We start from the raw sequence: 21,141 nt of genomic DNA on the forward strand, positions 1-21,141 counted from the left end.
TTATAGGGATTGGTATGATATAAAAGATGCAGTCAGATATATCTCTAGTCTAGTCAGAAATATTGAAAAATATCTTTATCGGCTAATTGCTATATGTATTGTGACTTGGGTTTGTGTGTTTTTCATATCCAACTTTGGTTGGCATGAGTCCGAAAAATATTTCCATACAGAAATTGATTATAATTTTGTCAATACAACCAAAGTTAATTTTAGTAGTTAGCATGACAACATAACAGGGGTTAGATAAGATGAAGCCATACATTATGAATTATAGTGAAACGATCACTATGAAACAGTCTGTTGCGATCCAAAATACAAATATTTTAGATGTTACCACAAGGACATTCACTATTGAGACTGATGATCACGATGAAATTTTAGGGCTTGCAACAATAATTACTGAGCGGATTGAAAACTCAGATAGTGACGAAATCAGTGCATATTCTACTTTTCAAACACATACAGTTGAAAATAGTGATAGAGATGAGATTTCCTGTGCTGGCACGATGGTCACTGCGGTCATTGAGAATTCTGATACTGATGAGTGTTTGTTATTTTCAACAATGGAAACGAGAGTGTTAGAAGCGGCTGATTCGGACGAGATTTCTTATTTGATGGCTGATTCAACTATCATGACTAAGGTATTTGAAGCTACGGATAATGATGAATAATTCTGTTGTTATTCATTAGTGTATAGGCCCTTCCTAAGATAATTGTGGTCGGGCTAAATTGACTCCCCCTATATCCTCACTCCCCCACCCCCACACTATTCACCCCATTCACCAACCTACAAGATCACCCCCATAACCCGCACCCACTCTGGCTTCGGCCCCTCTGAACACTTTCCCTCAGACTCTTCAGCAACTGTTCAGGTGTTCAGTTTTTAATAGCTGCCATCCATGAACTAATGAACACATCTGAATACTGACTGAACAGTTATTAGTAAACTATTCAGCCGGTTTTTATCTTTGTATTTCAATTAATTAAATCTATTCCTGAACACGCTGAACAAGCCAGAGGGAAGAAATAATTAGTGGGGTGGCTCTTCCGGTTGCGGATGGTGGGGCAGTGCCAGGGCGGGGAGCCAGTCATTGGCGGTATCGGATAAATCCATGTTGTAGCGGAACCCTTTGTCAGTTCTGGCTTTTTTGTATTCTGCGCCGAACTCTTTCATTACTTTGGGAAAGTCTTTGCCAAATTTGGTCAATGATAATGAACGCTGATGGCCGTAAGCCTCCATATAAGCCAGATAAGCGTGATACAGATAAATGCGTGGGGCGCGAGGGGAAATTGCCAGCGTTCCCATATACATACCGACCGCCTCGCCCAGCTCGACAATGTGCGCACAGAAGCCATAAAGCGGATCGGCATCCCGCTTAACCCCCATCGCCTCCCGTGAATCTCGCTGCTCAAGTAGCAACTTTCGCGCCTTGTCCTGATCGGCAAATTCAGCCAGCAGGCAGCGGATCACCACCGGCAGCTCGGCCGCGATTTTCTCGCCGATTCGCGGATCTTTATCCGCCTCTTTCACTGGATGGTTGAACGCGAAAATCACCCGCCGTCGGGCAATACCGCCTTGTCGCTCAGTGAAACTCATCGGCTCGTTATTGGTCGCCAGCACCACGGCGGTTATCAAAGTGCTGAATTGTTTCTCATATTTGCCGTCGATTTCCACTAAATCCCCGCCGGTGATGGCTTTGATGCCCGCCCCCTCGCCGACATATTTCACCTGATCGGGCAGCGTAATCAGGCTTTTGCCGACAAACTGCGCGCGCCCTCTGGCCTGATCAAGCGCCGCCATATTGCCGGAGGCGGTGTTCTGGCGGCCCGCCAGCAAAGTGGCGATGTGGGTAAATACCGATTTCCCGCTGCCGCCCTCGCCAGTGACCTCGAGGAACAATTGCCAGTCGAAGCGGTTAGACAGGATGGTAAACAGCGCAGCTCTGATACGGGCCATTTTGGGCCATTCGTCATTGGCCGCATGGGCCAGCCACTTGGTGAAATGCGGGGCGTGGTGTGCCAGATTTTCGTCTGGCTGCGGTTCGGTGAATATGATGTCGTTATGATGCTGCAACCAATCATTGGCGCGATGCGGCCGGAACTGTCTGGCTTTCAGGTCATAAACCCCATTCTGAAAGCCGATCAAGTGGCGCGGCGGCTCGGCCATGATCGGGATTTGCAGCTTCATCGCTTCAATGGCATTGCGGATACCGGCCGGTGAATACGGCGTGTCGTTGGCGTTGAAAATCATCACCAGCTCGCGCCGCAACACACCATCGGGCAGCTTGCCCCAGCGCTCGCCATCATAGTGATACACCGTTTCACTCTCAGCATGTACCGCAATCTGACCATAATGTTCGGCCAATAACTGCCCGCGCTGGCTGGCGGCCATTTGCGATAAAGCCGGATGTAACCCTTTGTTTTCAGCCACCTGGCTCACCGGCGGCGGCTGATACAAACCATGATAAAAGCTGTTACGCGCCTGCCCGGTACCGGCTTGCTGGCGGTAATCATCCCAATCGGCTTTATACGGAGTCGGCGGCAGTGTCACCCAACCATCGACCACGCTGGCCACTTTTTCTGCGGCCAATTGGCCGGTATTGGCAGCACCTTGCGGGTTAACATCATTATCAGCGGCAATGATGATTTTCGCGGCAGGCCAACGGGTACGACATGCCTGCGCCACCGACAGCAGATTACCGGCATCGATGGTAGCGATAATCACGGCGGCCGGTAGCAACAACCCCAGACTTTGCGCCGTGGCGTAACCCTCGGCCAGCACCACGGTTTCAGCCTGTTCCGGCAGCGGTTTGAGTGGGATAAACGCGCCTTTTTTGCGGCTACCGGCGATCAGTTTTTTCGTGCCGTCGGGCCGGATAATCTGTGCGCCGGTGCTGTCACCCGCCATATTCTGCAATATCAGCAATAACGAACCATCCGGCAGAATAGGTAATTTATGGCCGCTCAGACCTTTATTAATTAAATAGCGAGATTCTCCTGGCGTGGTTTTCGCCATGAGAGAGGCCAGATCCGGCGCTTTAGGTTTGGGCAAGATACCGAGAATATCGGCCACCAGCTGCGCGGCTTCTGTCAGCGAACATTGCCGGACATTTTTCACCAGATCCAAACCGTCGCCGGATCGGGGTTCGCACTGATTACAAAACCACGTTCCCGCGCCCTGACGGTCATCAAAACGAAAGCGGTCTTTGCCGCCACAGGCCGGACAGGGGGAGTGCTGTTTGCTGTGACAGATCGCCAGCGCATCCAGAATACAGTCCCATTTTCCGCGCGCCTGAGTCGCGACCCCAGCAATAAATTGATTCATGACTCTTCCTTTTTACGCCCGGTTTCCGGCGGATAAAATCCATTTTCGGGCCATTTTTAACACCCATGGAAATGTTTTAAATTTTATAAATACAATTTATATATCAATTAGATGCAGATAATCTGATTCTGCTGTCCAGTAGTTGAACCCGGCAGAAATATTCGTAGACTCGCTGTATCCACCACGCCAACCTTGCTCCGTGGTGGATAAACGCCCCGATGGCATTGAGGCTTGTCGGGGCGTTCCTTTCGATATATCCGCAGCCGGAGGAAAATAACGTTTCTGTTATTTTTTAGCCTATGAACTACACCATTGAATATTACGATGACGACGTCATCACCCAGCTTCTTGCCCAACCCATCAGCTTGCAGGCCAATTTTATTAGCCTGGCTCAGCGCATGAAGCGCTACGGCGTTAGGATGGTTGATGCCACCCCGAAGCATTACGAAGAGGTGTTTGAGCTGTGTTTTTTTGAGCCAAAAGGCTGGAATCGCGTCATTTTTATGGCGCAAATAGACTGGCAGATTGTTATTTTGCATATTGTGGTGCAAAAAACGGCTTATATGCCGTGGAGAGAAAAGGGCAAAGCCGCCAAACGAATGAAGGAGTTGCGATTTGGATAATAAACGCCAACCACCCAGCCTGTCCCATGAACAAGTGGTCGCCCTAATGCTAAAGAAACCGGCGGTGAGGGCAGAATACGAACGGCTGGAGCGCCAGGATTTCGCCATCATTGATGAGACGCTTAAGGAAATACATTCCGAATAATGTTTAGGCGCATTCATTGTTTATTTTCCCGTGAATGTGCAATTTGCTGTTCAATCCAGTCATTCACCTCACTTTCAACAAAAGCGATGGCCCGCCCGCCTATTTTTATCGGTGGTGGGAAGCGCTTTTGTTTTAAGAGTTTATAAACCCAAGGCCGGCTAAAACCGGTACGTTTTAATACTTCTGGCAATCGGATTAATGATGAATAGGTCATTCCATGACTCCTGTTATCTCTCGGTGGCTACTGAATTAATTGAAACAAAATCAGGCCGTAATAGGGGGAAGTGGCAAATAAATAAAAGGAACCTTTATTCCGGTTGTTTTAGGTCAATCCGTAACGCGAATATGTTAGTTGGAAACCCATAGCGGCGAGTTGGAAATAAACTTCCACTCGTCTAAGGATTATCGGCCTCGGGCAGAGAAACGAGCAGCGCCTCGCTGATCAAGTTGCTCATTTGCTTTTCGGTCACCATTTCTCCGCTGAAACCCGCGTTGAGCATGGCCTGAGTCGCCACACGGGCAATGGCAGTTTTATTCATTTTGACGCCGCGCCGGCACTGCGGGTTGTTCCTGGCTAACGCGATTGCCATACCGGCAATAAACGCCAGCGCGGTTTCTTTACCGGCAAAACCACCCCAGTTCTCTTCCGCTTGCCGCTGCTCCGGCACCCGTACAGCGCCCGGCGGCAGCGGCCAGTGAAAGCCATTCACCTTAAGCTAGCTCTCTACTTCTGCTTTTAATAAATAACCGTCATAGCGAATATCTTTATTAGCATTGGTATAACTAATATCCCGACAACTTAATAGGTTGCAATCCACTGCATCCCATAATGATTTCTCATAATTAATTATTACAATTCCTATATCATCAGTTTGAATAGAATAAGGTATCACCCCGACAATTAATGCCGCAGTTTCTTTTATTGTGATATTAATTCTGGATAGAAATGGCGTTAGCCATCCTGGCAATTTATCTTTAAGAATGTTTTGATATTCTTCGTCACTGTCACGCAGGTTAATCTGCAAAAGCTGTTCTATTTCAGTGCGGTTAAATCCGATGTAATCATAACAATTCATGCTGTTAATACCTTAGAAGGGAAGTTCGTGATCATCCTCCTCATCGGGTCGGTGATTAAATTCGCTAGGTTTATAACTTTCAGGTATCCATCCATCACAAGGCGCTCCATCCATTTTAGGGTTGGCCATCGCTGCCGAGAGCAGATCAAAATAGCAAAATTGGGGGTCATCAAAGCTGGGGGAGCGGATAATACCGAGCGCGTCCTGAATCAGTAACGGCGGTGAAACTGGCCGGGCATCCGTCAATTCTATCAGCAGCCAGTTGGCTATCTGTGCCTGACTCATTGCGGGGTGGAGACGCGAAATTCGCTGAATCAACTCCCTGATACTGATAAATTCCTGCTGCTTTGCCTTGAGCTTTTCCGCTGGGTTTATCATGAGATTACTCCTGTTATCTCTGGTTGGCCCTGCTTTGAATGATACCGAACATAATGGTTCAAAGTGAAAGTAGTAGGGGGATGGTGCTGATTTAGGATGTGAATTGGGATTTATAGGGTTAACAAAAATCTATACCCAGAGTTTTTATCAAGCAATAATAAACGAGCATTTGAGTAATAGAAACGCCCGAGTTAGCGTAATCAGGCGTATTAAATCGGGGGATTTAGATAATAGATTTGGTTGCGGCCAAAACGTGATTATTGTGATTACGCCATGATGGTGTAAAGCCCAATGTCTCCAGATTGCTCAGTTCGACATTATCTGGGTTTCCCCAAATAGTATCAGCAATTTCCAGCAAAGATTTTCTATCACCCTGAAAACTGATCCTTTCGCCGTGCTCGTTAATTTTATAATCCAATGTATGACCATCCACATTTAGAATGGTTAACTGGATGCTGTCATCTTTAGACAGACCAAACAGCCAAAGCACCATCCCGCCCTCAGTCTGATAAGTATCACTTATTACAGCACCGTAATGGTCAATAATGGCTTTATAGGTGGCAGTAGACACGCCCCCACCTTGATATTCTTGTGAGACATAAGCTGATTCAACTTGGGGTAAACGTTGGCCTAAATCCACTGGTGGGGTGAGGTCGAAAGTCAAAACATAGCTTGCTATATGCTCACCTGAAAGTATCTCTTTGATATGAAGATGGGCCATATTACTCCCATCATCTTCAAGTAATGCTTGAAAGAGGTCACCATTCGGGGTTTTAAATTCAGGGAGCCATAAAAAATGGCCGGGAGCTAAATCATTAACTTCCGGCCATTTTAATATTTTATCGTGTTCAGCAATTAAATTGGGTGACATGCAGATAGAGTCCCTTTCTTACTGAAGAACAAATCAACCGCTTTTTGTGAGAAATCGATAGAGGTATCCTGCAAATCATTCCAGAAAAAAGCTTGGTTAACTGGACGAGACTTACCGTTTTTCTCAATAACGATTTCAGATACTGGGCGTATTTGTTCATAGGCAGCGGCTTTTTCCCAGCCGGTACGAACGACCATCAATAGGGGACGTTCTTTACGATTCTTCATGCTTCTCACTTCAAAGCCACCCAAAACACCAGGTACGGTAAAACACCCAATACGCTCGGTTCTGTTAGCAATAGTATGTGGCGAATGTGTGATCATATTCAGGCCCCAAACAGTGAGAATTAAGTGGTTATAGTTTAAGCGCAAAGAGGCCTGACGTCCACCAGCTTCTACTGATATCTCATGGTGTCAGCACGTTATCTACCTTTGATTCATGGGTAAAATAGTTGTCTGGAAATGATGATTTTGATGGTTGAGTACATGATAAGAATGGCCGGATGTTCCCGTGATTTGCATGTTTCTTTAGCTGCGCTGAGAGACACAAAATAATTTGGGGGTATTATTGGGGGTATATAGAAAATTGGATGAGGAAAATAATATTATTTAACAATGTATTAGGTGTTTAATTTCGCTCCTGTAGGGTCAAATGCACGTCAGGGAAATACCCCAAGCGTTCTAGCTGCGTATCGTCTCTAACCAACTGGTGACCGTTTCTGTGGTTCTTCGCTCCTGGTCGCATTCAATGACCAGCGGTTTTTCCCGGCGGGCTGTTGGGGCGAGACTGGCAAGGATGTCGTCGCTGTCTCCTTTACCGTAGCCACCGTGGGTAATGAAGGGGATGAGTAATTTGCCCGCAAGGTTGTGGCTGCTGAGAAATGTTTGCACTACGGGCGGCACGCTGGTCCCCCAGATCGGAAAGCCTAAATATACGGTCTCATAACGTGAGATATCTGCGACGCTATTTTTTAATGCGGGTTTTATTCCCCGTTTACGCTCATTTTTTGCCTGTTCAACAGTCTGAAAATAGTCTTCCGGATAAGGCGCGGTCGGTTCGATTTCAAACAGATCGGTGTTCAGGCTGCGGTGAATGACGCCCGCAATCACCCGAGTGTTACCGCTGCGAGAAAAGTACGCCACCAGAATACGGATTTTACCCTGCACGTTTGCGTTTCCGGTGGTCGCTGATGCCAGGGAAACGTTCGCCAGAGTGAGCCCGGCAAGTGCGGTAATCAACATTCTGCGAGTGGGATCATGTTCCATAATCAACTCCTAATTGTTTGCGAGCGCCTGTTGCAGCGCCTTTTCTGCCCGCGTAGCCGCATCATTTTCACTATGTTCACGCAGAACCTGTGCCAGTTGGCGAACACGGATGTTGTTATCCGGTTTAAAGAGAGGATCAACCCGAACGCGACCGGTAAAGTTCTCCGCTGGCCCATACACCACGCTCTGACTTCCGGCGAGGGAGATATGGACAGCGGGATTTTGCTCCGCTGCCCAGGATGAAAATGTGAAGAGGGGCAGTAACAGCCCGAGGTAACGTAAATGTCTGATCATGCAAAGCGTCCTTATCTACGATGATGGGGAGGGTTTGCAAATGATTCTAATAAGGGTGACATGTCGTCAGACTGACGCCAGCCTGACAATTCTGTCAGTGAACCCCTATTGTGGCGACATCGCTTTGCATTTTCTAAAAATAAGAAACCAAAGTAAAAAGCGCGTAATTAATGAAAATAAAACAATAATGGATAGGTAGCGTAAATAAAAAAGAAGGGCAGATTCATCGTAATCGAAAAAGGAGAAATCTACCTTCATCAGCAAATAATCGAGATAGTCCTGGTTCAGTAACCAGTACAATCCCAGTAATGCGATTATCGAAAAAATCCCCGGCATAATGACATTTGCAAAGTGTGAGTTGTCGGGGATGTTCAGGATCCGGCAGAGAAACGTTGCCAGCATTTTCCAGTGCAACCCGATATGCAGCGCCAGAATGAGCATTCCCCAGTGGACCGACGTCATGTGTACTTTTCTGACCCAGCTCGCCGGGTTGTGGAACGGCAGGTTCAGAAGGATATGTCGGGACAGCATCATGCCAGAGACAATAGTGGTCAGGATGACAACGAATGTCACTGCATTAATGACTCTGTTAACTACTTGCATCGTTAAAGGAATATTTGGCGACAGTGACCACAAGCGATGCCTGTTAAGGTATAAATGCAAAATGATGAGCAGCGTAAAAATAATACCCACCCATTCATGTACGATTTCCCCGTGAAGGTGAAACCCCATCAGTACCAGTAGAAGTAAAGTCATCAGCGTATCCTGCATGACCTGGAAAATATAAATTTTCTTCATGTCGATGGATTAACGCTGTGGCTGGACTTGTTTTACCCATTGCTCAACCTGCGCGGGTACGTCAGGGCCTGAAATATCATTGCGTGAGATCGAGAGCGCACGAGTGACTAATTTGGCCTGTGGTTGCATGCGGGCAATTTCTCGCAGGGAGTCGGCTAAACGGCTGCCTCCATGGGTGGTAAAGGGAATGACCGTTTTACCGGCAAAGTCATGTTGCTCAAAGAGGCCATATATCACCATTGGCATGGTATACCACCAGATGGGATAGCCAACGTAAATGATGTCGTAATCGCTCAGGTCGGGGAGCGGCGTTTTTAGTGAGGGCCTGGCTTTAGTTTGCTGTTCCTTTTCGGCAACGCGTAAAAGTGCATCATGCTGGCGAGGGTAGGGAGTGGCGGTTTCAATGCGAAACAGATCGCCGTGAGTCTGCTCCTGAATTAGCTGTGCAATAAACTGAGTGCTGCCGGCCTTCGGCGTGTTTTTTTGTAATACGCTGGCCCCGGAAAAACCGTCTACGGCATCAGGTTTCATTTCCTCGGGCTGGGAAAAATAGATAATCAGCGTGCGGGATTGTGCGGATGAATCCTCTGATGCGAACGCGGGCTGTCCCAGAAGCCCCATGACAATCATCGCCAGAAACCCGCTAAATACCTTTTTTATTCTCACTGTTTCATTCCTTCAATCAGCAGTGGTTAGTCTTAGCAGTAATTCTGGCGCAGGTAGGCTGACATCAGACTGACGGCTCTCTGACAATTTTGTCAGAAGGCTTAGAGAGTTGGCGTCCGGATTTTGTCTCTGAAATCAGTCTTTCTGTTCGGATAGCATCAAGCTGTTTAGCAAACGTCAGCCCAAATGTATTGATACCGTTCTCGCTATGGGCAAAACATCTCCCCGGTGCATAATGGCGACTGTATTGGTTTTGATAAACTCACGGGCAATAGCCAGTTTAATGTATGGTTTTATTGCTATTTTATTCAGGGTATAAGAGGCCGCCAATATTGTCCCTAACTCACTTCGCCATACGGTTCCAGTACCAGATTGGTATAAACCGGTAATTGATAACCACTTTCCAGCGAGGCGGTAAGGGCATTTTGACTGTATTCCGCTCGCGCGCCTTGAGTATTCAATTCATTATTAAAACGGTTAGCTTTCAATACCGTATCAATATAGAGTCCACTTTGATCCAGATAGGTCAGGTAGAGGCCACCACTGTAACTGCGAATATCCCCATTGGCTCCTGCACTATGAGTAGCTTTAACATCGGATGAACTGTAGCCAGTAAATACCCCGACCAGCATATTACCCCGACTCAACCCCAATTGCTTATCTGCTCCGATCTCCATGCCGTTCAAGGTATTTTAACTTTACCTCTCTAAAAATATTGTAGAGTTTATGGACCAAATATTCGGAACAAAACGCTATTCACATTGATATCTCATACAGTGAACATAGATAAAACTTCTGCATACAGGTAGATAAAAATGGAAAAGCTATTTACACCACTTAAAGTCGGTAATATTACTCTGAATAATCGCGTCGTGATGGCACCGATGACGCGTTCAAGAGCCAGAAAAGGTGATATTGCAGATGAGTTGACGGCAGAATATTACGCACAACGGGCATCTGCCGGGTTAATTGTCACTGAAGGCGCTCAAATTTCTGTGCAGGGGCAGGGCTATCTGTTTACTCCGGGTATTTACAGTCAAGAACAAGTAAAGGGATGGTCTTTAACGACTCAGGCCGTGCATGAAAAAGGTGGGAGAATTTTCCTGCAATTGTGGCATGTCGGTCGCATTTCCCATACCAGCCTACAGAATAACGGTGCTGCTCCGGTCAGCAGCGTCGCAGTAAAAGCCGAAAACAGTCACTGTTATGCACGAGATCAAAACGGTAACCCAGGCCAAGTACCCGTTTCAACGCCACAAGCTCTGACGATTGATGGCATTAAAGACATTATCAATGATTATGTTATGGCGGCGGAGAATGCGATTGAGGCGGGTTTTGATGGCGTCGAAATTCATGCTGCAAATGGTTATCTGTTGGAACAGTTTATTAATGGTGGACTGAATACTCGCAATGATGAATATGGTGGTGAAAGCCATAGCAATCGTATTCGCTTCACGCTTGAAGTGACCGATGCTGTATCAAAAGCGATCGGAAGTGATAAAACGGGCATCCGGTTGGCACCTTTTGGCCGTCTTTTCGATATGCACGCTTTTGAAGGTGAGGAGCAGACATGGCTACAACTTGCTGATGAACTAAATACTCGCTCGTTGGCGTATGTGCATCTCAGTGATCAGCAAACCCTGGGTCAGCAAGCTATTCCTGATGGATTCATTCAAAAATTCAGAGCCGTATATCAAGGTATTTTGATTATTGCCGGTGGGTTTGATAAACAGCTGGCAGAAAAGTACCTCCAAGCTGGATGTGCTGATCTAATTGGTTTCGGTCGCCCCTACATTTCTAACCCTGATTTGGTGGAAAGAATGAAAAATGACTGGCCGTTAACTGAACCTGATCGCGCGACGTTCTATGGTGGTACAGAAGTTGGCTATACAGATTATCCGTTCTATTCAACACAATTGGATAATCAATAAAATCAGTCCAGTAAACCCGTTTCTGCGGCTCTGACCAATTCATCCACTACATAACGGATTTTGGGTAGTAACTGACGATTTTTTGGCCACAACGCGCTGATGGGCATTTCACCACCGGAATGCCCGATAAGAACTTCTTTTAATTCCCCACTTTGCAAATATTTGCCGACGAGCCAGAGCGGTAACTGACATAGACCACATCCCGCCAGCGTGGCGGCCAGCATCGCATCACCATCAGCAAACTCATGTGTTGGCGTCGGGGTATAACGGCGAATTTGTCCGGTATTGTCTTTCAGCAACCAGGATATAGGTTGGTTACGTCGAAAACCAACCACACACTTATGCTGGCTCAACTCTTCTGGTTGGGCCGGCTCTGCGTGAGATAAGAGGTAATCCGGTGAAGCACAAATTACCAGCTTTTGAGTTGTCAATCTGCGGGCAACCAGACCACTACTATCCGCGAGTTCGCCGATACGTATAACCAGATCAATACCTTCTTCAATAGGATCAACAAATCGCTCGCTGAATGTCACGGTCAATGCCAGTTCGGGATACTGACGGGTAATATCAAGCAGAATAGGCAAGATACGCTGTCTGCCAAATGCAGCCGGTAAATCTACCCGTAAGCGCCCGGCGGGGTGGGTAATATGAGCGGTCAATTCTGCTTCAGCAAGTTCCAGAATATCGATTGCACTCTGACAACTGGCAAGAAACTTTTCACCATCAGGCGTGAGACTCAATCTTCGTGTCGACCGCTGAAAAAGTTTAAGCCCCAACCGATCCTCCAGACGACTCACACTCTTTCCTACCGCTGATTTTGTTAGCCCGAGCCGTTCCGCAGCCGCAGTAAAACTGCCGTGTTGAGCTGTTGTGACAAAGGCAGTAATACCGCCGAGATGATCTGTTTTTCTCATATATTCACTAGTCTGTTCAGATTGTTGACGGTGTTTTTCTCAATGGAATACCCGCCGGATATCATCAAAAAATATAACGATAGCGTTCTTCAGGGCATTCAATTGTAGAATTTATGTCTATAAAGATGATAGCAAAACCATATTTATAGTCTAAATGGAATCAATCATAGTATGCACCAGAATTAATGTTTCGCCTTGGGGCGACAACGCTCACTCTGGATACTGGAGATAACCATGACCGAAGTTAAAGGCTTTAAACATGTAGGTTTGCTGACAAAGAAAAAAGATCAGAGCTTCGACGATTTTGTCGAATACTGGCAGGAGATACACACGGCTATCACTCTTAAATTACCCGGTCTTCGTGCTTACGTACTGAATCCAATCGACCGGCGCGTCTATCCCGACTCACCCATTGATGGTTTTTCGGAATTATGGTTCGACTCGCTGGAAGATGCCGTTGCTGCGTTTGATTCCCCGATAGGAAAAGCTGCATTTATCGACGTACCTAATTTTGTCGATGCAGTGGCAGTCACTTATGTCACCGAAATTAAAAAGCTGTGAAGTGATTATTTATAAATAAGACGTTGGATGGGATGACGCGAAAATAGCACGGCCACCGCGATATTCTGAATAAAACATCAGCGACACCTTACTGGAGTCGCTGATTGTGAGTTAAGACATTATGCTGAGTTGGCTAACAATATCAGACATCGAGTTTACGGCCGGTCAGCCATTCCACCATGGCAGGGTCACGGTGAGAGAAGAAAGCGCTGGTCGCGGTATCCAGAGCAGTGATCTGGAGCATTTCCTCATGGTTAAGCTCGAAGTCCAGCACGTTGATATTTTCGACCATCCGCTCTTTACGCACCGATTTAGCCAGCGAAACAATACCGCGCTGGAAAATCCAGCGTAAGACAACCTGTCCTACGCTTTTGCCATATTTTTCGCCGATGGCAGTTAATACCGGATTCTGGAAGAGGCCATTTCTCCCTTCAGCAAACGGCGCCCAGGCTTCCGGTTGAATACCACGGCTCAGCATCCACGGCACGGCATGCAGTTGCTGATTGAACGGGTTTACTTCAATCTGGTTTACTGCTGGGACTATCTTGTTAAATGCCATGAGATCTGCCAGCCGATCTGGCTGAAAGTTACTGACGCCAATGGCACGGATTTTACCCGCCTGATGCAATTCTTCCATCGCACGCCATGCGCCATGCACATCGCCATAGGGCTGGTGAATCAGATACAAATCAACATAATCCAGCTGCAAGCGATTTAATGAGCGTTCAAACTGTGCTTTCGCCCCTTCATAGTTCGCACCCTGCAACCACAATTTTGTGGTGATAAACAGTTCATCTCGCGCAATGCCACTTTGCCTAATTGCATTCCCTACCTGCGTTTCATTCTGGTAGGAAGCCGCTGTATCAATTAGGCGATAACCTGTCTCAATGGCATCGACCACGGCGCGCTCGCATTCTGTTGCGTCCGTCATCTGGAAGACCCCAAAGCCCAGCAAGGGCATATCAATCCCATTATTCAGTTTTACTGTTTGCATGACGTTATCCTTGAGTATTGTGCTTGAGATAAGCATAGCGCAGAGTTTTTTATCTGATTATAGGTCGTAATTAGATAAGCTTAATGAGCAGGATTCATTAATTAGCGATACATCCTGCGTTGTTGAGTGTTACTGCAAATCTTTTTCTTTCAGGAACTGACTGACCTGATCGGCAATTGCGACATTATTCAGATCAGAAAAAGGGAAGTGCGTGTTGCCCTTTATACCCACCTCTGGCAAATGGATGACCGTGACATCGCCACCGTGCTTATTCACCACGTCACGCCACTCGCGAGCCATTGCCAGACGTACTCGCCAGCTATCCTGTGCGGGCATGGCGGTTGGTTTATCTGGAATGTTATCGCCATAAAAGATCACAATAGGAATTTTGGTGAGCGCCATAAATTGATCTAGCGGCACCGGTTCGCCTTTCAGGGTATCGAACGCGCTTGGCATCGGTGCCGGTAATTCATTCTCCGGGAAGACAAAGCTACTACCCGGTTCAAAGGCAACGATAGCTTTCACTTTGTTATTTTTCATTGCGGTGTACCAGCCCGGCCCACCGCCCTGAGAATGGGTGAACAGGATAGCCGGGCCGGTTTTATCCACCAGCGCCGACATAGCATCGGAAATAACGTTGAGATCAAAAGGCCCGGTGTTGGGGGTCATCTGGCGGAAATACTGATTCAACGCCTCTTTATCGTGAGAGAACTGAACGCCGTTAAAATAGTCCGGCCAGACACCGACACGGAACTGATTGAACCACATCTGTTCATCCGGTTTGGGCGTGACCGTTCCTTCAACCGTGGTGCGTCCTGCTTTGCCGCGACGCGGTTGGTCCACCAGATAAGTCGAAAACCCCCGCCGCAGGAATATATTCTGGAAGCCTTCTCGACCATCTGGTGTGCTTTCCCAGGTATGAGAAGACTGCCCGGCACCATGCAGCATTATTAACGGATATTTATGCGGATTTTCTGGGATTTGATAAAACACATAAGCATGATCGCCATGATAAGTCTGCCCGGCAGAATCCAGTGGCTTTTTGGCGTCGAATTTCCCCGCTGCCGTCATGACGGTGCCACCAACAGAAAAACTTCCTTGCTCCTGAATAACCAACGGTTCCGCATAAACTGACGAGGCGGTCACGCCCCCTGCCAGCATGCAAAATACCAGTGTTTTTAACAGCATCTTCAAGGTGACTTCCTCTATGTCGGTTTTGAGTCGATATGATCTGAATTGTTCAGCTTGATGACTTAACTACAAGCAGTCTCAAACCAATAAGTCATTGCTTACTTTGCCGTAGCCAACGCTTGTTGCAGTGCCTGTTCAACCCGTGTTGCGGCATCGCCCTCACCATGCTCACGCAGCACTTGTGCAAGCTGGCGCAGTTGTGCTGCTGTTAGCCCGACACGCAGACTGGCTCGCGTATGTGACAGCAATTGCGCTTCCACACCCGGAGTGGCGGCTAGCGCACCGACTGTTGCCAGCTCGCGGCTTTGCCAGTCCAGATTGTCACGGGCAAAAATATCGCCAAATAAATGTGTTTGCAGGAATTGATTAATCACTGGGGCAAATTCAAAAACCGGGCCTTGTACCGGCGCGCCGGATATTTTGGTCTGATTAGCTGTCCCCACACGGCGGAGTTCATCACCGACCGGAATCGGGCTAACCGGCTCTTTGCCTTGAACATCGTTAATACCGCGTTGCTTGCGCTCATTAACAACTTTCATTAATTCATTCAATGCATTGAGACTGCGAGGAAAACCGGTATAAGCATAAAGCTGAACAAGGATTTCTTTAGCTTCATTCACTGTCAACCCGGCATCCAGCCCTTGATTAAGTGCCGCATTGAGTTTTTCCATCTGGCTGCTGGCCATATAAGACGCAATCAGGGGAATAGCTTGCTGGCGCGCGGATAGCGTGTCGGAAACGGTTTGTTGCTGATTCATTTCTGATGCTCCTGTCGTTACGGGGGCGGCATGTGCTGTCAGACTCACGCTGAAAACCAGTAAAGCCGCGGCGGTGAGAACTTTAATCTGCGTGGTATTGTTCATCGGTCACTTTCTCCATCCAATTAACACTCTTTCCATCAACGATCCCGGTCACTGCCAGATGTGTCATCGCGCTGTCAGGTGCTGCGCCATGCCAATGCTTAACCCCTGCGGGGCACGACACCACATCTCCTGGTCGGATTATTTGCACCGGCTGACCTTCTGCTTGAGTCAAGCCAACGCCGGATGTGACGATAAGCCGCTGTCCGGCGGGGTGGGTGTGCCAGGCCGAGCGAGCGCCCGGTTCGAATGTGACGTAAGCTGCGGAAACGGCTATGTCTTTATCCGCAGTAAAGAGGGGGTCGACACGTACACGGCCGGTAAAGTTTTCCTCTGCGCCAAAAATGGCTTTCTGGCTTCCGGCAGGAGCAATCTGTGCTGTGGTGCTTTGGGCCAACGTGACAGCGGAGAAGGTGATAAGCGGGACTAATAGCCCGAGATAGCCGATTTTTCCGATCATGCAATGCGTCCTTTTAGTTAAAAAGCTCATGCTTTGTCGGTTTGATTCTAACCAGAGTCAAATGTCGTCAGGCTGACGGCTGCCTGACAATGTTGTCAGTTGACGCCGAAAATGCACTTTCAGGTGCTTGCGCCGAGCGCTGGCTTTGTTCCGCGCAAGGTTCGCCGTCAGTAGATAGTGCAAACGTCAGCCCAAAGGTATTGATGCCGTTCTCGCTACGGGCAAACACATCACCACGATGCATAATCGCGACGGCGCGTACAATCGACAGCCCCAGACCGTGGTGAGTGTCACTTTTGGTTCGTGAAGAATCCACCCGATAAAAACGCTCAAACAGGCGATGCAAATGTGTCGCTGCAATAGGATCACCAGGGTTTGATACTGCAACACTGGCCAGATTGCCACTTTTGCTTAACCGTACTGTAATGGTGCTTTCAGGCGGTGAATGCCTTGCGCTGTTTTCCAGCAGATTGGCAAGTGAACGGTGAAATAAACGCCGGTCAATGTGAGCAATTACATCGCCTTGTACATCCAGTGAAAGCTGCTTTTCAGCGAACGAGGGTTCAACATATTCCGCCGTTTTAAGCGTTTCTTCGCGCAGTGAGACGCGTGTTAACTGAGCGGCATGATCACCGGCGTGAGCGTGTGACAGGAACAGCATATCGTTAACGATGGACGTCATTCGCTCCAGTTCTTCCAGATTTGAACCCAGCAACTCTTCAAGTTCCTCCGGCGAACGCCGGCGTGACAGGCCCAGTTGTGTTTGACCTATCAGATTGGTGAGGGGAGTACGTAATTCATGAGCGACATCGGCGTTAAAGCTCTCAAGCTGCCGCCAGGCGATTTCTTGGCGCTCAAGTACACCATTGAATGAGGTCGCCAACTGCTGAAGCTCTTGCGGTAATGCGCTGCTATCCAGTCGTTGGCCGTGATCTCCCGGCGCCAGTTGCTGCGCCTGCTGACTCAATGCGCCTACTGGACGCAGGCCGATGCGGGAAACGGCATAACCCAGTAACGCAACAATAAACACACCTAAGGCAGTAATAATAAGCAATGTCTGTGTGAATGCATCCAGCGTGCCCATATAAGGTGTGGAATCGATAGCCACGACATAGCGCAGTGCCGGCCTTTCTCCATTAGCTGGAATCGTTTTTACCAGCAGAAACAACGAACAAGCTCCCTCGGACGTGCCGGGTAACTTGTTAAAGCCCTCTTTCAGCGCTGACCAGTCGACGCCCACGGGTGGGGGGCCGCCCACGCTAAAACGGGGGTTGTCACTGACTATCCAATAACGTACCCGTTCCCCCTCTGAACTGGCCAAGACGGTAAATTTATTCGCCAGTGTCGACCAGCCCTCAGCCGAGGTTCGCGCAATGATCCATGGACTCATCAATGATTCGCGAAAAAGCAGCTCGTTATGCATCTGCTTTTGCAATGATTCATGTAGTGAGCTTCTGAGCAGAATGCCGATCGCCGAGACTATCAGTAAGGCGGATAAGGCAAACATTAATGCCAGATGTAGGGATATGGATCGCCTGAACATGCGTTTCTCCTGCACTTAATTCAGTGTGTCGGGTCTGACTTCAAGGACATAGCCCATACCACGCACGGTATGCAGTAACTTGACCTCAAATGGCGCATCAATCTTGGCGCGCAGACGTTTAATCGCAACCTCAACCACGTTGGCGTCGCTGTCAAAATTCATATCCCACACCTGCTCGGCGATCATCATTTTTGACAGGATTTCCCCCTGGTGACGCGCCAACAGGCTGAGCAAGGAGAATTCTTTTGCTGTTAGCTCCAGTCGGGTTCCGGCTCGAAACACGCGACGAGCCAGCAGATCCAGATGCAGATCATGGATCTGTAGCTGTGTGATATCTGCGCCATCTGTCGAGCGGCGACGCACCAGCGCTTGAATACGAGCTACCAGTTCAATTAGTGAAAAAGGTTTAGGCAGATAATCATCGGCACCAAGACGCAGGCCTTTGACGCGCTCATCCACCGAACCTCGAGCAGAAAGCATCAATACCGGTGTTTGTTTATTGGCACGAATGCCCTCCAGCACCCGATAGCCATCCATGCCGGGCAACATGACATCAAGTATTATGGCATCGTAATCATATTCCAGCGCATAATGCAGCCCCTCTGCACCATCAGCCGATATATCCACGCTAAAACCCGATTCCCCCAGCGCCCGGTTTAAATAGGACGAGGTTTTTTCTTCATCTTCCACTAATAACAGTCGCATCCACTATCTCCTCTGTTACTTGTCTGCTATACGCGGCCACGCTGATGTTAGCCCACTCACGCCAACATCTTGCTGACAACTTCCTGTCATTTCTGTCAGTTTCGCGCGTCTTGCTAACTGACAAAATTGTTATTTGCCCGTCATGATGTTGTCAGCCCCGTCTCCTTAAGCTAAACCTGCAATATCCACGATAGATGCCCCACGCATCGGGCTATAACTTATTTCGGGAGATGACCATGAAACTCAACTTGTTAAGTGCAATGCTACTTACGGCAATGGCCGGCATTACTTCAGTTCATGCCGCAGATTACAAACAGAATCCATTTACTTTGGTATACGACGGTGCCATTACCGAGAATGTTAAGGGCAAGGTTAATATTCACCCGGTGAAATATGATCTTCATGGCATTCAAATTGCTGCAAATGTCTACACACCGGCTAACTACGATCCAGCCAAAAAATACCCTGCGGTGGTGGTTGCTCATCCTAATGGCGGTGTTAAAGAGCAGGTTGCCGGATTGTATGCTCAGCGTTTGGCAGAACACGGATACATCACTATCACCGCTGATGCTGCTTATCAGGGAGCCAGTGGTGGTATGCCGCGCAATGTAGATAAACCCGCCAATCGCATTGAAGATATTCACGGTATGGCTGATTACATTAGCCAGTATCCCGGTGTTGATAGCACCCGCATTGGCTTGCTGGGTATCTGTGGCGGCGGCGGTTATTCACTGAAAGCCGCCCAGACCGACAAACGGTTTAAAGCATTGGCGACACTGAGTATGTTTGACTCCGGACTGGTACGCCGTAACGGGTATCAGGATTCCCAGCTTTCCACCATTCAGGAACGCTTGAAGCAAGCCTCGGATGCGCGTGCAAAAGAGGTCGCCACTGGTGAAATTACCTATACCGGCGATGCTCAATTAACCGATGAGCAAATTGCCAAACTGCCTTTTGATCTCTATCGCCAGGGCTTTGAGTATTACGGCAAAACCCATGCACACCCAAATTCAACCTTCCGCTATACCCTGAGCAGTCTACTTGATTTGATGAGTTTTGATGCGCAAAGCAATATGGACTTAATCAATCAACCGCTGCTGATGATGGCGGGCACCAAAGCAGATTCGCTCTATATGACCGAAAGTGCATTCAAAAAGGCCACCGGCACGCAGAATAAAGAGCTGTTCCTGATTGATGGCGCGACGCATATCGAAACCTATTGGGTACCTCGTTATGTCGATCAGGCGATGAGCAAGCTAGATAATTTCTTTGATAAAAATATTTAACTCAGCGTTTTGTCATCCCGGTGGTCAGTGCTATCAATGCACTGGCCACTGTAAATACGGCAATTATCCAGCCCATTGTCCAGGGGGTCCCATCGCTAAGCAGTGCCAGAAGCAAGGAAGAGATAATACCACTTCCGTATTGCAACGAACCCATCAGTGCTGAAGCCGAACCGGCAACATCTGGCACCGCATCCAATGCGGCGGCAGTGGAGGTTGCTGCAATTATTCCGTTCATGGAAAAGAAGATAAACACCGTCCCTACAATCAGGCTAATTCCGCCGATGCTTAATCCGGTAGCAACAGCGAGTACCACTGCGGCGAGGGTGGCGACAGAGATAGCGAACTTGAGTAAAGATTCAAGCGGATATCGATGCACCATGCGTCTGTTTACCATGCTAACTGCCATCAACCCGACGATATTCAGCGCAAATAGCCAGCCGTAATGTTGTGGATCGACACCAAAGTAAGTGATGTAGACAAAAGGGGATCCGGTAATAAATGCATAGGCCGCAACATAGTAGAACGTCAGGCATAACGTGAAACGCATGAACTTTGCATTAGTCAGTAATCTGTAATAGTTATGAAAAGCACTGGATAAAGAGGCTTTAACCCGTTTTTCTTCAGGTAATGTTTCTGTTAACCATCGTAATGAGATAAGCATTAACACACCGATGATTGCCAGTAGCCAAAAAATAGCATGCCACGATGTATTTTTAATCATTTGCCCGCCAAGCAGAGGCCCGGCAATCGGTGCGATAGCCATAATAATCATCAGGGTAGAGAGCATCTGAGCTGCACGGGTACGGCTAAACAGATCGCGGATCATCGCTCGTGCCAGCATAGGCCCCGTACAAGCTCCCAGAGCCTGAAATACCCGCGAGAAAACAATCTGCCCGATATTCGTTGATAAGGCACAACCCAGAGAACCGATGATGAACAAGATCATACCAATGACCAGGGGTAAGCGCCGCCCCAGGTGGTCGCTAATCGGTCCCCAGATCAATTGAGCGATACAAAAGCCAATTAAAAAACCAGTGATAGTCAGTTCTGCATCGCCCTGTAACTCTTTCGCCATAACGGGCATGGCGGGTAAATAGATATCGGTAGATAGGGAAGTAAACGCCATCAATGCACTAAGTATTACGACAAAAAGCAGTCCTGTCGTTTTAGCTGAACTTGCCTGAGAATTGAGCATAGCCATCCGTCTAAGCATAAGTAATACAGCTTATGTTATCGGGATTATGTCCATTGATAA

General features: G+C 48.0%; 23 protein-coding genes and 5 pseudogenes. 7 read left to right on the forward strand and 21 right to left on the reverse strand.

Annotated features, from left to right (window positions below; translation table 11 throughout):
* Together HU019_RS20170 and HU019_RS12285 are read left to right on the forward strand one after the other, a co-directional pair.
* Positions 1-220 (forward strand): annotated as a pseudogene (locus HU019_RS20170) (hypothetical protein); the annotation flags it as partial.
* 28 nt (positions 221-248) lie between these two features.
* On the forward strand, positions 249-671 hold the full coding sequence (locus HU019_RS12285) for a hypothetical protein (RefSeq protein WP_174850491.1): 423 nt from the start codon (positions 249-251) through the stop codon (positions 669-671).
* 359 nt (positions 672-1,030) lie between these two features.
* Here HU019_RS12285 and HU019_RS12290 read toward each other — a convergent pair whose 3' ends face one another.
* Positions 1,031-3,325, reverse strand: coding sequence for a primase-like DNA-binding domain-containing protein (locus HU019_RS12290; RefSeq protein WP_174848087.1), 2,295 nt, complete (start codon positions 3,323-3,325; stop codon positions 1,031-1,033).
* 299 nt (positions 3,326-3,624) lie between these two features.
* Between HU019_RS12290 and HU019_RS12295 the strand changes: the two genes are divergently transcribed.
* Complete coding sequence (locus HU019_RS12295; RefSeq protein WP_005158305.1) at positions 3,625-3,948, forward strand: type II toxin-antitoxin system RelE/ParE family toxin; 324 nt, start codon at positions 3,625-3,627, stop codon at positions 3,946-3,948.
* Positions 3,941-4,093 carry a hypothetical protein gene (locus HU019_RS12300; protein ID WP_174848086.1) on the forward strand — a complete coding sequence of 51 codons (153 nt, stop codon included), beginning with the start codon at positions 3,941-3,943 and terminating at the stop codon, positions 4,091-4,093. Before HU019_RS12295 ends, HU019_RS12300 begins: the two co-directional genes overlap by 8 nt.
* A gap of 13 nt (positions 4,094-4,106) precedes the next feature.
* Here the strand turns inward: HU019_RS12300 and HU019_RS12305 are convergent, their stop codons facing one another.
* From HU019_RS12305 to HU019_RS20305, 12 genes and pseudogenes are all read right to left on the reverse strand, one after another.
* Positions 4,107-4,307: a helix-turn-helix transcriptional regulator gene (locus HU019_RS12305; protein WP_049604475.1), complete on the reverse strand. Its 201-nt coding sequence runs from the start codon at positions 4,305-4,307 to the stop codon at positions 4,107-4,109.
* Positions 4,308-4,488: 181 nt separating this feature from the next.
* Positions 4,489-4,803 carry a hypothetical protein gene (locus HU019_RS20295; RefSeq protein WP_227739400.1) on the reverse strand — a complete coding sequence of 105 codons (315 nt, stop codon included), beginning with the start codon at positions 4,801-4,803 and terminating at the stop codon, positions 4,489-4,491.
* A 132-nt stretch (positions 4,804-4,935) separates the two neighbouring features.
* Positions 4,936-5,169, reverse strand: a pseudogene (locus HU019_RS20300) (hypothetical protein); the annotation flags it as partial.
* A 12-nt stretch (positions 5,170-5,181) separates the two neighbouring features.
* Positions 5,182-5,547: a hypothetical protein gene (locus HU019_RS12315; RefSeq protein ID WP_174848085.1), complete on the reverse strand. Its 366-nt coding sequence runs from the start codon at positions 5,545-5,547 to the stop codon at positions 5,182-5,184.
* Between the two features lie 223 nt (positions 5,548-5,770).
* Entirely contained in the window at positions 5,771-6,268 is a 498-nt protein-coding gene (locus HU019_RS12320) for a hypothetical protein (RefSeq protein WP_227507647.1), read from the reverse strand.
* A 134-nt stretch (positions 6,269-6,402) separates the two neighbouring features.
* On the reverse strand, positions 6,403-6,741 hold the full coding sequence (locus HU019_RS12325) for a hypothetical protein (protein ID WP_042819905.1): 339 nt from the start codon (positions 6,739-6,741) through the stop codon (positions 6,403-6,405).
* A gap of 357 nt (positions 6,742-7,098) precedes the next feature.
* Positions 7,099-7,683, reverse strand: coding sequence for a flavodoxin (locus HU019_RS12330; RefSeq protein ID WP_174848084.1), 585 nt, complete (start codon positions 7,681-7,683; stop codon positions 7,099-7,101).
* Positions 7,684-7,692: 9 nt separating this feature from the next.
* A pseudogene (locus tag HU019_RS12335) lies at positions 7,693-7,791 on the reverse strand (carboxymuconolactone decarboxylase family protein); the annotation flags it as partial.
* A pseudogene (locus HU019_RS12340) lies at positions 7,786-7,977 on the reverse strand ((R)-mandelonitrile lyase); the annotation flags it as partial. The pseudogenes HU019_RS12340 and HU019_RS12335, both read right to left, overlap by 6 nt.
* Positions 7,978-8,082: 105 nt before the next feature.
* Complete coding sequence (locus HU019_RS12345; protein WP_174848083.1) at positions 8,083-8,733, reverse strand: DUF4405 domain-containing protein; 651 nt, start codon at positions 8,731-8,733, stop codon at positions 8,083-8,085.
* 51 nt (positions 8,734-8,784) lie between these two features.
* The gene (locus tag HU019_RS12350; RefSeq protein ID WP_174848096.1) at positions 8,785-9,405 is read right to left on the reverse strand and encodes a flavodoxin; all 621 of its coding nucleotides are present in this window, start codon (positions 9,403-9,405) and stop codon (positions 8,785-8,787) included.
* 100 nt (positions 9,406-9,505) lie between these two features.
* Positions 9,506-10,133, reverse strand: a pseudogene (locus tag HU019_RS20305) (hypothetical protein); the annotation flags it as partial.
* A 123-nt stretch (positions 10,134-10,256) separates the two neighbouring features.
* On the opposite strand from HU019_RS20305, the gene HU019_RS12360 reads away from it, so the two are divergent.
* Positions 10,257-11,372, forward strand: a complete 1,116-nt coding sequence (locus tag HU019_RS12360) for an alkene reductase (protein ID WP_174848081.1) — start codon at positions 10,257-10,259, stop codon at positions 11,370-11,372.
* Positions 11,373-11,374: 2 nt separating this feature from the next.
* Here HU019_RS12360 and HU019_RS12365 read toward each other — a convergent pair whose 3' ends face one another.
* The gene (locus HU019_RS12365; RefSeq protein WP_174848080.1) at positions 11,375-12,286 is read right to left on the reverse strand and encodes a LysR family transcriptional regulator; all 912 of its coding nucleotides are present in this window, start codon (positions 12,284-12,286) and stop codon (positions 11,375-11,377) included.
* 234 nt (positions 12,287-12,520) lie between these two features.
* Between HU019_RS12365 and HU019_RS12370 the strand changes: the two genes are divergently transcribed.
* Positions 12,521-12,847 carry an EthD family reductase gene (locus HU019_RS12370; protein WP_174848079.1) on the forward strand — a complete coding sequence of 109 codons (327 nt, stop codon included), beginning with the start codon at positions 12,521-12,523 and terminating at the stop codon, positions 12,845-12,847.
* A 142-nt stretch (positions 12,848-12,989) separates the two neighbouring features.
* Here the strand turns inward: HU019_RS12370 and HU019_RS12375 are convergent, their stop codons facing one another.
* The 6 genes from HU019_RS12375 to HU019_RS12400 form a co-directional block, all read right to left on the reverse strand.
* The gene (locus HU019_RS12375) at positions 12,990-13,841 is read right to left on the reverse strand and encodes an aldo/keto reductase (protein ID WP_174848078.1); all 852 of its coding nucleotides are present in this window, start codon (positions 13,839-13,841) and stop codon (positions 12,990-12,992) included.
* 129 nt (positions 13,842-13,970) lie between these two features.
* Positions 13,971-15,035, reverse strand: a complete 1,065-nt coding sequence (locus HU019_RS12380; protein ID WP_174848077.1) for an alpha/beta hydrolase — start codon at positions 15,033-15,035, stop codon at positions 13,971-13,973.
* A gap of 95 nt (positions 15,036-15,130) precedes the next feature.
* Positions 15,131-15,895: a carboxymuconolactone decarboxylase family protein gene (locus tag HU019_RS12385; RefSeq protein WP_174848076.1), complete on the reverse strand. Its 765-nt coding sequence runs from the start codon at positions 15,893-15,895 to the stop codon at positions 15,131-15,133.
* Complete coding sequence (locus tag HU019_RS12390) at positions 15,873-16,352, reverse strand: (R)-mandelonitrile lyase (protein WP_174848075.1); 480 nt, start codon at positions 16,350-16,352, stop codon at positions 15,873-15,875. Before HU019_RS12390 ends, HU019_RS12385 begins: the two co-directional genes overlap by 23 nt.
* A gap of 67 nt (positions 16,353-16,419) precedes the next feature.
* Complete coding sequence (locus tag HU019_RS12395) at positions 16,420-17,895, reverse strand: heavy metal sensor histidine kinase (RefSeq protein ID WP_174848074.1); 1,476 nt, start codon at positions 17,893-17,895, stop codon at positions 16,420-16,422.
* 15 nt (positions 17,896-17,910) lie between these two features.
* Positions 17,911-18,600: a heavy metal response regulator transcription factor gene (locus HU019_RS12400; protein ID WP_174848073.1), complete on the reverse strand. Its 690-nt coding sequence runs from the start codon at positions 18,598-18,600 to the stop codon at positions 17,911-17,913.
* Between the two features lie 236 nt (positions 18,601-18,836).
* On the opposite strand from HU019_RS12400, the gene HU019_RS12405 reads away from it, so the two are divergent.
* Positions 18,837-19,886, forward strand: a complete 1,050-nt coding sequence (locus tag HU019_RS12405) for an alpha/beta hydrolase (RefSeq protein WP_174848072.1) — start codon at positions 18,837-18,839, stop codon at positions 19,884-19,886.
* Position 19,887: 1 nt separating this feature from the next.
* Here the strand turns inward: HU019_RS12405 and HU019_RS12410 are convergent, their stop codons facing one another.
* Positions 19,888-21,081, reverse strand: a complete 1,194-nt coding sequence (locus HU019_RS12410) for a multidrug effflux MFS transporter (RefSeq protein ID WP_174848071.1) — start codon at positions 21,079-21,081, stop codon at positions 19,888-19,890.
* Between the last annotated feature and the right edge of the window lie 60 nt (positions 21,082-21,141).

Origin of the sequence: Yersinia artesiana (genome assembly GCF_902726545.1) — a bacterium.
Classification (GTDB): domain Bacteria; phylum Pseudomonadota; class Gammaproteobacteria; order Enterobacterales; family Enterobacteriaceae; genus Yersinia; species Yersinia artesiana.